This is a genomic window from Alcanivorax sp. IL2, assembly GCF_047495475.1.
GTDB lineage: Bacteria > Pseudomonadota > Gammaproteobacteria > Pseudomonadales > Alcanivoracaceae > Alcanivorax.
In genome coordinates this window covers 1,265,471-1,277,340 of record NZ_CP179932.1, presented here as the reverse complement: position 1 = coordinate 1,277,340, position 11,870 = coordinate 1,265,471, and the positions used below count along the sequence as shown (strand labels likewise).

The window sequence follows — 11,870 nt, the reverse complement described above, 5'->3', positions numbered from 1 at the left end:
CTACAGCGGATTTAATCTCCGCCCCCGGAGGCGTCATGTTCAAAGACAACGAACAACAGCCCGAAGGCTTCCAGGTACCTCTGCAGGAGGCCCTGGACAACCTGAAGCTCACCGACGACGGCCTCATCGCCGCCATCGCCCAGCAGCATGACACCGGCGAAGTGCTGATGATGGCCTGGATGAACCGGGAAGCCCTGGAGGAAACCCTGGCCACCGGTCGCGTCTGTTACTTTTCCCGCTCCCGCAAGACACTCTGGCGCAAAGGCGAATCTTCCGGCCAGGTGCAGATGCTGAAAGAACTGCGCATCGACTGCGACGCCGACACCGTGCTGGTGAAAGTGGACCAGACCGGCCCGGCCTGCCACACCGGCCGCCGCGACTGCTTCTACTGGAAAGCCGACGCCGACAGCGTAACCATCGACAAAACGCCGATCATCGATCCGAAAGAGCTTTACAAAAAATGAGCCTGAAACTGCACAACACCCTCACCGGGCAAAAGGACGACTTCATTCCGCTGGATCCCAACCGCATCACCCTCTACGTGTGCGGCCCCACGGTCTACAACTTCGTCCATATCGGCAACGCCCGCCCGGTGGTGGTCTTTGATGTGCTGTACCGGCTGCTGCAACGGCTCTACCCGGAAGTGGTCTACGCCCGCAACATCACCGACATTGATGACAAGATCATCAAGGCCGCGGCGGAAAACAACGAAGACATCGGCGAGCTCACCGAGCGTTTCACCGCTGCCTTCGCCGAGGACATGGCGTCCCTGAACGCGAAAACCCCGAACATCATCCCCAAGGCCACCGATCACATCAGCGAAATGATCGCCATGATCGAGACCCTGGTGAAAAAGGGCCACGCCTACGAGGCCGACGGCCAGGTGCTGTTCGCGGTGGAATCCATGCCCGATTACGGCAAGCTGTCCGGTCGCAAGCTGGAAGACATGCTCGCCGGCGCCCGGGTGGAAGTGGCCGACTACAAGCGCCACCCCGGCGACTTCATCCTCTGGAAGCCGTCCACCGACGAGCAACCGGGCTGGGAGTCCCCCTGGGGCCGTGGCCGCCCGGGCTGGCACATCGAATGCTCCGCCATGATCCACAAGCATCTGGGTGACGTGATCGACATCCACGGTGGCGGCCAGGACCTGATCTTCCCGCACCACGAGAACGAAATCGCCCAGGGCTGCTGCGCCCACGGCACCGACTACGTGCGCTACTGGCTGCACAACGGCTACATCAACATCGACGGCGAGAAGATGTCCAAGTCCCTGGGCAACTTCCGCCTGGTCCGTGACCTGCTCACCCAGTACCACGGCGAAATCCTGCGCTTCGCCCTGCTCTCCAGCCACTACCGCTCGCCTCTGAACTTCTCCGCCGACGTACTGGATAACGCCGAAAAAGGCCTGGATACCCTCTACTACGCCCTGCTGGGTCGCGGCGAAACCGTGGCGCCGCAGGCGGATTACCAACTGCCGGACAACCACCCGGTACTGGAAGCCCTCAAGGACGACCTGAACACCTCAGAAGCGGTCAGCGCCCTGCACGCCATCGCCGGTGAACTGAACAAGGCCGAGCTGGCCGACAAGCCGAAACGCAAAGCCGAACTGCTGGCCGCCGCCGACCTGCTCGGCCTGCTGACGGTCGAGCCCACCGCCTGGTTCCAGAACAAGAACGTGAGCGAAGACGGCCTCAGCAATGAGGAAATCGACGCCCTGGTCGCCGAGCGCACCCAGGCCAAGAAAGACAAGAACTTCGCCCGCGCCGACGAGATCCGCCAGCAACTCACCGACGCCGGCATCCAGCTGGAAGACACCCGCGAAGGCACCCGCTGGAGTCGCTAACCCCCTGTAGGAGCCATGCTCGCATGGCGAACCTGCTAGCGATAACGGCCAATCACCAAAAGGCCATAGCGGCAAGCCGCAACGCAATAGAAAGTTGTCATGCTCCAAAACGCAAGAGGCCGCACCCAAACCCTGGGCGCGGCCTCTTGCGTTCAACAACCAATAATCCTGCATCGCGTCTAGCAGCTAGTAGCTAGTAGCTCAAAGCGTCAACCCCGCCATCCCCGGCAACCCCGGCAGATCCTCCCGCGTGGCGTTGGCAAACCGCGGCTGCTGCAACTGCTCCTTCAACCCTTCCAGGGTCACCAGTGGCGCCCTGGTGGACACCAGGTTGGCCAGCCACACCGGCACATTGCCACCCGGGTCCACGAAGGTCTCGAATTTCACCCGTACCCAGCCGTCCGCCAGCGGCGTGATCACGAACTGGTTATCCAGAGCTGGAATACGGACGAAGCCCTGCTGCTTGTCCTTGAAGCCTTCGGCATTCTCGCTGTGCAGGTGAATCTCGCCATCGGCGGTCTGGGTCAGCGTATTGGCCAGCACCACATCCCGGTCCGCCACCGGCCAGATGCCATTGAAGCGCATGTGAATACGCTCTTTTTCTGCCATGCTGAGCCGCTCCGCACCCTGGCTCTGGAATATCCACTCCGGGAAAGTATCCACGGCGGTGAGCACCGCCAGCACCGAGGTGGCGCTGGTCTGCAACTCCACCACGCCCTTGAAGGCCTTCACCGGGCTGTCGGACACCTCGCGTACATAGGTGGTCACCTCACCCCGCTGGGTACCCTCGTGGTTCAGCTCCCAGTCTGCCGCCCAGGTGGGTGCCGCCAACATCAACATCGCCAGAACAATGGCTTTCACAAACACACTCCTCACAATCATCTCCGTGGCGCAGTATGCACCGCGCTTGCCGCCAGACAAGGCCCCTCCCGCAAATTGGCACAACCGGCCAACGCGTCCCGTAGGAGCACATGCTTGCATGGCGAACCACCCCACCGGTTCGCCATGCAAGCATAGCTCCTACAGGGACAGAATCAGCCCGCCCCCGCATCAAGGTGGCATCCGCCACCAAATTAGCCGTATCATGCCCCGTTGAGTTGACACTACACAGGTCTTGATACCGTGAAATCGCTTCTGCTCGGCATGCTCTGGTTGTACCAGAAGCTGCTGAGCCCCTGGATCGGCAACCAATGCCGCTTCTACCCCACCTGCTCGGAATATGCCCGGCAGGCGGTGGAAGTCCATGGCAGCCTGCGCGGCAGCGCGCTGGCGGCGAAGCGCCTGTGCAAGTGTCACCCCTGGCACCCCGGCGGTTTTGACTATGTGCCGGGCACCGAGCCCAATGACAGTGTAAAGGCATCAAAATGATCCCTGCTCGCCTGTCGTTCACACTGGTTCTGTCGCTGCTGTGTGCTCAGCTGTTCCTTGCCTGGCACAGCCCCAGCCACATCGAGCCGGCCAGCAGCCCTCACGCGCAGGTCCTGCAGGTGGCGGACTGTGATCTTTGTGGCCACGGCGGCTTTGTCGCCCTGCCCAGCAACGGCGTGCCAGCCATGCCGGCCAGCGTCCCGGTAATCGGCCAGGCACACGCACAACCCTTCCTGCCCCCCTGTTTCGCCCTGCCGGCACAAGCCCGGGCTCCCCCGCATTACGCCTGAATACCCTATCCACTGATTTGACGATGAACGGTCGTGGTGAGCGCCCAGCCCTCTTTCCCTGTTAAGAGGTCCGTGCGCCCGTTTCCCATGCCCGTCGCCGATAGAGACAAAACATTCAGGACCTGACATGAAAAAGTTCTACCTCGCCAGCGCGATGCTGGCCGCCTCCTCTTCAGCGCTTGCTGCCGACGACAATGCCAGTAACCCCATGGCCGCCTTTAACCCGGCCTTCTCGGTGATATTCAACGGCATGTACTACCAAGACAATGCAGACGGAGAAGGCACTGCTCTTCTGGAAGATGCCGACAGCGCCTTTCATAGCCATGGCGGTCACGAAGAACATGGCCACGAAGACATCAAACGCGGTTTCAACCTGAACGAAACCGAGCTGACCATGAGCGGCAGCGTGGACAGTTACTTTGATGCCTGGCTCTCCGCCGCCATCAGCAGTGGCGGCGAATTCGAGCTGGAAGAGGCCTGGATCCGAAGCCAATCCCTCCCTGCCGGCTTGCAGGTGAAAGCCGGTCGCTTCCTCAGCGCCATCGGCTACCACAACGAAAAGCACCCTCACAGCTGGAACTTCGCCGACCAGAACCTGGCCTACCTGAGCCTTTTCGGCGACCACGGCGTTGCCGGCGACGGCGTTCAGCTAACCTGGCTGGCGCCCACCGACAGCTACCTGCAACTGGGTCTGGAAGTGGTCCAGGGCGACAATCTGGAGCCGGCAGGCAGCATCATTGATGCCGACGATGTGGCTGCTGACATCAGCGAGGAACTGGGCGCCAACGTCACCGCCGAAGATCTGAACCTGGCCGACCAGAACGGGCCTCAACTGGGCGTCTTCACCCTGCGCTACGCGCCGGACCTGGGCGCCCACCGTGCCGTACAGCTGGGTTTGTCTGCAGCACGCCACCAGGATAGCCAGGCCTTCCACGAGGAAGGCGGCGGCGAACTGTTCGTTACCCAGGGCGACACCGATATCTTCGGTGCCCAGGCAATCTACAAACACTTCCCCAGCGGTCAGTACGGCAAAGGCGGCTGGAGCGTCACCGGCGAGTACTTCCATGCCGACTCCGACCAGAAAGCGGTCTTCCACAGCGACGCAGCGGAGCTGGGTCTGCCTGTGGAGAGCAAACAGGGCGCCGCCTATGTAGAAGCCACCTACGGATTTGCCCCACGCTGGCAGATTGGCCTGCGCACCGCCGCCAGTGGCATTGGCGGCGAATTTAGCGAAGGCAACGAAACCGAGGAAGTACGCCTGTCACGCCAGCACAGCGCCGCCCTTACCTGGTATGCCACCGAGTTCTCCAAATTACGCCTGCAATTCAATCGTAACGACGTGCACGGGGAAGACGGCAACGAGGAATACAACCAGGTGTTCCTGCAGTACAACCTGAGCCTGGGCGCCCACGGCGCGCACTCATTCTGAGGAAGCCATCATGAAATTGCAGACACTCTCACTAGTGATCCTCCGTCTGCTGGTCGCCGCGCTTTGCGCGGCGTCATTCAACGCCCGGGCCGACCTGCGCATTCTTGCTTGTGAACCGGAATGGGGCCAGCTGGCCACGGAAATTGGCGGCGACCTGGTCACCGTCAAGACCGCCAGCGCCCCCGGCCAGGATGCCCACCACATCCAGGCCCGCCCCAGCCTGCTCGCCCAGGTACGCCGTGCCGACCTGGTGTTGTGTAACGGCGCCGGGCTGGAAGCCGGCTGGTTGCCGGTACTGCTCAACCGCGGAGGCAACCCGGATGTCCGCCAGGCCCCCGGCCTGTTCATGGCCGCCGAACAGGTAGATCGCCTGGAAATCCCCACCACCCTGGACCGGGCCGACGGTGACGTCCATGCGATGGGCAACCCCCATGTGCATCTGGACCCGCGCCGAATGCTGACCCTCTCGGGCCAGCTTGCCGAACGCTTTGCCACACTGGACCCAAACAACGCGGATCAGTACCGGCAGCAGCAACAGGTCTGGCAGGCTGACTTCGAACCGAAGATCGGTGAATGGGAGCAACAGGCGTCCAGCCTGAAAGGACAGAACGTGATTACCCATCACCGTTCCTGGATCTACCTGCTGGACTGGCTGGGCATGCACCGTGTGGATGAACTGGAACCCAAGCCGGGCCTGCCTCCAACACCGGGGCACCTGGCCAAGCTGGTCAGCAAGACAGAAAAGCAGCGGGTGAAGTTGATCCTCTACCGGCCCATCAACGGAGACGACGCCGCCAACTGGCTGGCCAGCCGCACCCCGGCCTGTGCCGTGGAGCTGCCACTGTCTCCCGGAGAGGAAGGCACCGACACCTTGGCCAGCCTCTATGACACCCTGATTCAGCGGCTGATTGGCGCCCATCAGACCTGCAAGCAGGGGAATGCATGATTGATATCCTGCTGCCGGCGTTCATCGCCGGCATGCTGGTCCTCGCCAGCCACATCCCTCTGGGCCGGCAGGTACTGGCACGGGGTATCATCTTTATCGACCTGGCGGTGGCGCAAGCCGCCGCCACCGGTCTGCTGGCCGTACGTCACTTCGCCCATGTGGAAAGCGACTGGCTACTTCAGCTGGTGGCCATCGCCACCGCGCTGGGCTTTGCCCTGCTGCTGCACCAGCTGGAAAAACTCGGCCACCGGGTACAGGAAGCCCTGATCGGCGCCACCTTCGTGGTACTGGCCAGCGCCAGCGTACTCATGCTTGCCAACGACCCCCACGGCGGCGAACACCTCAGCGCCAGCCTGGCCGGACAAATCCTCTGGGTAGACACCTCGCAACTGCTGGGTCTGGCCGCCAGCGCCATCGCCGCCCTCGCCGCAATGGCCCTGTTCCGCCACCCATTACTGGCCTTCTACCTGCCCTTCGCCATCGCTATTACCGCCTCGGTACAAGCCGTGGGCGTGTACCTGGTGTTTGCTTCACTGATCTTCCCGGCCCTGTCGGCCTGGCACAGCCAGCGCCCATTGCTGATTGCCGGTGCCGTCGGCATCGCCGGCTACCTCAGCGGCCTGGCCGCCAGCCTGTGGCTGGACTGGCCCAGCGGTCCCGCCATCGTCACCACCCTCGCCGTAGCGGCCATTCTTGCCGCCGTGACCCGAGTCATCGCAGCCAGGCAGTGAATTGGCTACAATCAAAGCAAGATGTCTCTCTGCGAAAGGACCACTTCAATAATGCTGAAAAAAACACTCATCGCTGCACTTGTCAGCCTACCCCTATTGGCCAATGCCAGCGGCTACGCCGGTCTGGAAATTGTCAGCAGCAAGATCGAGCCGGACAACACCAGCTCCTCCGCCAAGCCGAACGCCCTGCAATTCAAATTCGGCACCTGGATCAACAAGGATGAAACCCTCGGCGGCGAACTGCGCCTGGGCCTGGGTGTCGGCGATGACGAACTGAGCAACAACGTGGACCTGGAAATTGACCGCATGTATGGCGCCTACTTCCGCGGCCAGTTCCCCAACACCCTGCCGGTACGCCCCTACGGCCTGATCGGTGTGTCCTACATCGAAACCACCGCCAACTTCCCCGGTGGCGGTTCCGACGGTGAAAACTACAAGGACCTGTCCCTGGGCCTGGGCGCCGACATCACCATCACCAACCAGATCTTCCTCAGCGTGGAATACCTGCGTGCGGTGGATCGTAGTGGTGATGAAGTGTCGAACCTTGGATTCGGGATTAACGGGCGGTTCTGAGGTCTGTTGATGACTGAAGGCTGAACGAGAAACGCCCACCGGAAGGTGGGCGTTTTGGTTTGGGCCAGTACATCGCCCCGAGCTAGTGAACTAGCAATAGGTCAACAGGCTAAAACGAGGCAGGGCCCAGCTCTGACTTTTCAGACTACGACTACCTGAAACGCTCATTCCATCTTCCATCATTGTCATTATCGCAGTCCTCTTCCGTATCGAAGCGCACCTGCTGGCGACAATCTTTCATCTTGATACCAATTGACGCCAGTTTTTCTTTGATAAGCGTACGCATGCCTTCCTTATCCGTCTTGGCGAGATGGGCATTTGTGTCATACACACAGACAATCGACAGTGACGCGGAGAAATCGCTGTAGTTCACAAAGTGCGTGAGCCACTGGAATCCTTCGTATTTCTCCAATGCTGTCTCGCAAGCTTCGGTCAGTGATTGCCTCAGGGCATTTTCTATTTTTTTGTCGGTCTTTCTCATTTTTAATGCCCGCGTAAAGCGCGCGAGGCACGAGCGTCGTCTTTGACGCGATTGTTATGACACATGACCAAGCCCCACCAAGATGAATATTGATAGAAACAGCAGGATGTACACTGATCCGACCCCGATCATGCATTTCCCTAAGCCAGCCAACTGTGGATCGCCCAGATATCGCCAGCCACGCGCGCATAGAAACCTAAGAAAAGCCACGTTATTGGATATCGAATTATTCAACACCAATGACGGCCTACCCATTGCCTCGTAAGTCTCGGGGTGACGCTCCCTCAAAAGCTTAAACATTTGGTGACAAAGATAGAACCACGCAAATAGCATTGCCACCAAGAGCACGCCAATCATCGGATATAAAACGATCATCCAGACCTCCTTAATCATAAGTCATAACGCCTAGATAACGCGCTTTTCGCCGAGCATCTTCTTGTTATGAGCGCCCGACCTACTGATCTGAAAAATACCAATTGCAGCAACAAACATCCCCAGTTGAGAAAGATGTGCAGACAACTTATACCAGAATGGTAAGCACTCGTAGTATGACAGACCTGTAGCCCAACAATCCCCTATATCGCTCGGCATATTTGGAGCAACATATCCGTACTGCCCCATAAGAATGAACCCGATGAAGAGCAGAAAACCAATCATCACCCGTCCGGATATTATTACCCAAATGGTGCTGGCAACGATGGCCGCCTGGCCAGCATAAACCAGATAAATTTCGAACTGCTCCATCACTACTCCATCAGCTCATAACCGCGTATTCAGTCGAACGATTAGACATATCTTTTTTCGACATAATTCTTAACGGGCTAAGGCATGTAATACCGAATAATCCATAATCTTCAGTGCTTTACCGAAAAAAATAGCAACCATCCCCATCTGATAAAAATCGAACGAGCGGCCTATTTTCTGGATTTTCCCGATATCGCCCCTTTCTGAAAAACACCTTATATCAACCGTTTAGCTTTTTCTGTAAGCCATATCCTACAAATTTATTGTTCGTTCTGTTGAGCATGGGAGGTTTTGGAGGATTGCTGTCTGAGGATTAGGGTTCGCCATGCGAGCATAGTTATTCGCTACGCTCACCCTTCGGGCCGCACGGAACTACGTGCGTTACTCCGCTGCGCTAAGTTCCTGAGGGAATATTAAGGGTCGAGTGTTTGCGGAAATGTTGGAAGGGACATAGCACATGGGCTTCGCGGTCGAACGACCGCTCCCACGGGAGTGGTGATGTGGCGGGCATAAAAAAGCCCGGGCAGCTTGTGGTTGCCCGGGCCTGGTGGTGGCGTTGTTAGCGCCGCTCTCCCTTAACGGTCTTCGTAACGTTGGTGTTTGAAGAATATGCCGGTGTCACCGAATTGAGACAGGGTGAACTCGGACTGGGTGACCAGTTCGCCGATTTTGACGGCGCTGTTGCGACGCTCGCGGGCATAGCGGGCGGTGACCCATGGCCAGATGGATTTTCGGATCTGCCTATCGGTGCCGTAGACGTCGTACACCTTGGTGCCCGCCGGGATGGCCGTGAGGTCATCACGGAAATCGTGAGGGGCGGTGCTGATGGTGTTTCTCAGATCCGGGTTGGGCACGAAGTAGACCTGCGTCGGTGTTTTGACGCTGCCTGCGGCGCTGCCGTCCTGGTTCACTTTGGCCATGTCGCTCATCACCAGCAGCGTCGGCTTGGTGGATACCAGCGAGAACAGCGCGGTGGTGCCCAGGGTTTCGTTCACTTCCGCCTGCACGTAGTTGGACAGTTCATTGGCGAAAATGTTGTGGTTGTCGCCCTGCCCGCTGAGGGTATAGAGCGCAGACACGTTTTCGGAGCGTTTGCCGTCTACCAGCAGTTTCAGGGCCAGGCCGGGGGCGAAGCCACGGTCGGACGGGTCGCCGGTGACGGACAGGCGCAGCAGGCCGTGGTCGGCGCCCTGGAACAGGCCGCTGTAATCATGGCCGGCGACAGACTGGAACTGCACCTTGGCCAGGGCACCACGCGGGTGAATCGGCTTGCTGTAGCCCGGGGGCGCCACGTCGGTGACATCCTGGACTTTTTTCCACAGTACCGAGTTGATCAGGCCGCCGATGTCGATGGGCTCAATGGCAGGCACGTCACTTTCTTCGTAGCTGGTGCGCAGGGCGCCGTTGACCCACAGATGATCCTGCTTGGCCTGGGCGGACCAGTCCTGATAGTCGTCCGGCATATTCAGGCCCCAGGGTTTGAAGGCGTTGTTCATGCCCACCAGGCTGGTAGCCAGCGCCGGGAAGTGACGACGTATCACGTCCACCATGGTGTGGTCTTCCACCCAGTCGATACCGCCGGCGGTGTAGACCTCGTCGGTGTAGTCGGTGGTGAAGAAGCGGTCGGTCATCAGACGACGGGAGGCGTTGAGGATGAAGATCTGGAAGGAGGTCTCGCCGAAGCCAAAGCCTTCCGGACGGGTCTCTTCCGCCAGCTGCCCCACCAGGGTATCGATCATTTCGATGTCGTTGTTGTAGAGCGACTTCAGGTCCGCCAGCAGCTGGGGATCGCTGGTGAGATCCTCGAAACTGGTGATTGGCTTGAGGCCGATCTGGCGACGGAATTCGTTGTAGCGCGGCACACCGCGTTCGCGATCACGCAGTACGTCGATAGCAGCCATGTCGATGTCGCCGATCAGCGGCATGGACAGGTTACGCAGGAAGTCCGGGTAGTTGTTCAGGGTCAGCGAGCCCGGGTGGGTGATGCCGAAGGAATACCACAGGCGATCCTGGCCCACGTCGCCGAGCAGGTCTTCCGCGTCGCCGTTACGGGTGTCCTCAATAGGAATTTCCTGATCGACGATGTTGGAACCGATGTCGTACACCTTGATCTCGTCGCGCAGCAGCGGGTGCATGCGGTACACGGAGACAAATTCTTCGGTCAGGGTGTAAGGCACGCCGTAGTTGTTCGGGGTACGCGAGCCGACCAGGCCGGCCAGGGCATGCTCGATGGAACTGGTGGGGCTGTCGCCCAGGCCGGTGTCGATACCGACCAGATCAAACAGGCTGCCCAGTTGACCCAGGTTGTTGTTGAGCACATCCAGGTCTTCCTGGAATTTGTCGCGGGTGTCGCGATCGCCGCCCAGGCCCCACCAGTTTGCGTACATGGCCCGCTCGAGCACCGGGTTGGCCAGAATCGCCGGGGTCCATTCCACGGTGTGGATCTTGGCCATCAGCGCGGAGTTGATCAGGCGCGCATTGTCGAACAGCCACTGATCAGACTTGCCCGGATTGTTGGCCTTGAGCATGTCGGCGATGGCGTTGTGCTCCAGGGTGAACAGATGATGCATCATGCTCAGCCCCACCCACCAGTTTTCATTGAAGCCGGTGATGGGTTTGCCGCTGAGAAATTCCGTGGGCAGGCGGCCGTTGCCGTCCACTTTCAGCTTGCCGTCCACGAACGAGCGCACTTCGTCGTTGGTGTCCTTGTCGCTACCGTAGAGCTGCGAGCCATCCCACCAGTGGGTGTTGATGTTCTCGTAGGTGACGATGGATTCATCGCCGCTGACATCCGGGTCCGGGCGGGTACGCTGCACGGACATGGTGCCATCGCCCAGCACATCGCCCGGCGGCAGCGGGAATTCAATCGGGTTGGCCTCGGTGCGCGGACCATGGTCGAACCAGTCGTGCACCATGAACTGAATCCAGGAGGTGGCGATAAAATTCAGGGTGGTGGCAGGCTTGAAATCACCGCCACGGGACATGATCAGGTTACTGACTTCCCGGGGGTTGGGGGTCAGCAGGTTGCCACTGGCGTTTTCCGCATACACCGACGCCGGGTCTACGTTACGGCCGAAGTTGGCGTGGGCGGAGCCTTCCGCCGGATTGTCGAGAATATTACAGGTGCCGTCTTCGGTACGGACGGTGAGACTGCGTTCGTCGCAGACAATGCTGGCGTTCTTTTCGTCCCAGCTTTCCATGTCGAACATGTTGTTTTCGAGCAGGTCTTCCCGCTGCCCAGCCAGTACCAGCAACGCACCCATAACGCCCAGGGTGCCGAATTTGGTGAGGGCCGGCCAGGTAACCCAGGGGGTCATAGCCATGATAAGCCTCCGTCTTTTGTTCTCGGGTATGTCGGATGACAACGCCCGGACTCTAGCAACGGGGTCGACCCCTCCACCCCCTCCTGCGGGAGGGGGTAAGCGGAAATCGCGAACCGGGTCATGGTTTGGGGAAAGCAGTTAC

The 11,870-nt window shown here is 59.6% G+C and carries 12 protein-coding genes; 8 read left to right on the top strand and 4 right to left on the bottom strand.

The window, feature by feature from the left end:
• Window positions 1–35 precede the first annotated feature (35 nt).
• Both hisI and cysS read left to right on the top strand, forming a co-directional pair.
• Complete coding sequence (hisI, locus tag ACMG4N_RS05950) at window positions 36–464, top strand: phosphoribosyl-AMP cyclohydrolase (protein ID WP_297769993.1); 429 nt, start codon at window positions 36–38, stop codon at window positions 462–464.
• Complete coding sequence (gene cysS, locus ACMG4N_RS05945; protein ID WP_414433096.1) at window positions 461–1,843, top strand: cysteine--tRNA ligase; 1,383 nt, start codon at window positions 461–463, stop codon at window positions 1,841–1,843. Before hisI ends, cysS begins: the two co-directional genes overlap by 4 nt.
• A 201-nt stretch (window positions 1,844–2,044) precedes the next feature.
• Here cysS and ACMG4N_RS05940 read toward each other — a convergent pair whose 3' ends face one another.
• On the bottom strand, window positions 2,045–2,704 hold the full coding sequence (locus ACMG4N_RS05940) for a hypothetical protein (RefSeq protein ID WP_414433095.1): 660 nt from the start codon (window positions 2,702–2,704) through the stop codon (window positions 2,045–2,047).
• Between the two features lie 261 nt (window positions 2,705–2,965).
• Here ACMG4N_RS05940 and yidD point away from each other — a divergent pair, with 261 nt between their 5' ends.
• The 6 genes from yidD (at window position 2,966) to ACMG4N_RS05910 (ending at window position 7,180) form a co-directional block, all read left to right on the top strand.
• Window positions 2,966–3,211 (top strand): membrane protein insertion efficiency factor YidD, encoded by a 246-nt coding sequence (gene yidD / locus ACMG4N_RS05935; RefSeq protein ID WP_414433094.1) that lies wholly within the window; start codon window positions 2,966–2,968, stop codon window positions 3,209–3,211.
• The gene (locus tag ACMG4N_RS05930; RefSeq protein ID WP_414433093.1) at window positions 3,208–3,501 is read left to right on the top strand and encodes a hypothetical protein; all 294 of its coding nucleotides are present in this window, start codon (window positions 3,208–3,210) and stop codon (window positions 3,499–3,501) included. The genes yidD and ACMG4N_RS05930 overlap by 4 nt, the downstream gene beginning before the upstream one ends.
• Before the next feature lie 127 nt (window positions 3,502–3,628).
• Window positions 3,629–4,930 (top strand): hypothetical protein, encoded by a 1,302-nt coding sequence (locus ACMG4N_RS05925; RefSeq protein ID WP_414433092.1) that lies wholly within the window; start codon window positions 3,629–3,631, stop codon window positions 4,928–4,930.
• A gap of 10 nt (window positions 4,931–4,940) precedes the next feature.
• Window positions 4,941–5,876: a metal ABC transporter substrate-binding protein gene (locus tag ACMG4N_RS05920; RefSeq protein ID WP_414433091.1), complete on the top strand. Its 936-nt coding sequence runs from the start codon at window positions 4,941–4,943 to the stop codon at window positions 5,874–5,876.
• Window positions 5,873–6,607 (top strand): metal ABC transporter permease, encoded by a 735-nt coding sequence (locus ACMG4N_RS05915; protein WP_414433090.1) that lies wholly within the window; start codon window positions 5,873–5,875, stop codon window positions 6,605–6,607. Before ACMG4N_RS05920 ends, ACMG4N_RS05915 begins: the two co-directional genes overlap by 4 nt.
• A gap of 51 nt (window positions 6,608–6,658) precedes the next feature.
• The gene (locus tag ACMG4N_RS05910) at window positions 6,659–7,180 is read left to right on the top strand and encodes an outer membrane beta-barrel protein (RefSeq protein ID WP_297769978.1); all 522 of its coding nucleotides are present in this window, start codon (window positions 6,659–6,661) and stop codon (window positions 7,178–7,180) included.
• Between the two features lie 151 nt (window positions 7,181–7,331).
• Here ACMG4N_RS05910 and ACMG4N_RS05905 read toward each other — a convergent pair whose 3' ends face one another.
• From ACMG4N_RS05905 to ACMG4N_RS05895, 3 genes are all read right to left on the bottom strand, one after another.
• On the bottom strand, window positions 7,332–7,661 hold the full coding sequence (locus ACMG4N_RS05905) for a Fis family transcriptional regulator (protein WP_414433089.1): 330 nt from the start codon (window positions 7,659–7,661) through the stop codon (window positions 7,332–7,334).
• Window positions 7,662–8,066: 405 nt separating this feature from the next.
• A complete protein-coding gene (locus ACMG4N_RS05900) occupies window positions 8,067–8,405 on the bottom strand; it encodes a hypothetical protein (protein ID WP_414433088.1) in 339 nt (112 codons plus the stop codon).
• Between the two features lie 575 nt (window positions 8,406–8,980).
• Complete coding sequence (locus tag ACMG4N_RS05895; protein ID WP_414433087.1) at window positions 8,981–11,728, bottom strand: peroxidase family protein; 2,748 nt, start codon at window positions 11,726–11,728, stop codon at window positions 8,981–8,983.
• Between the last annotated feature and the right edge of the window lie 142 nt (window positions 11,729–11,870).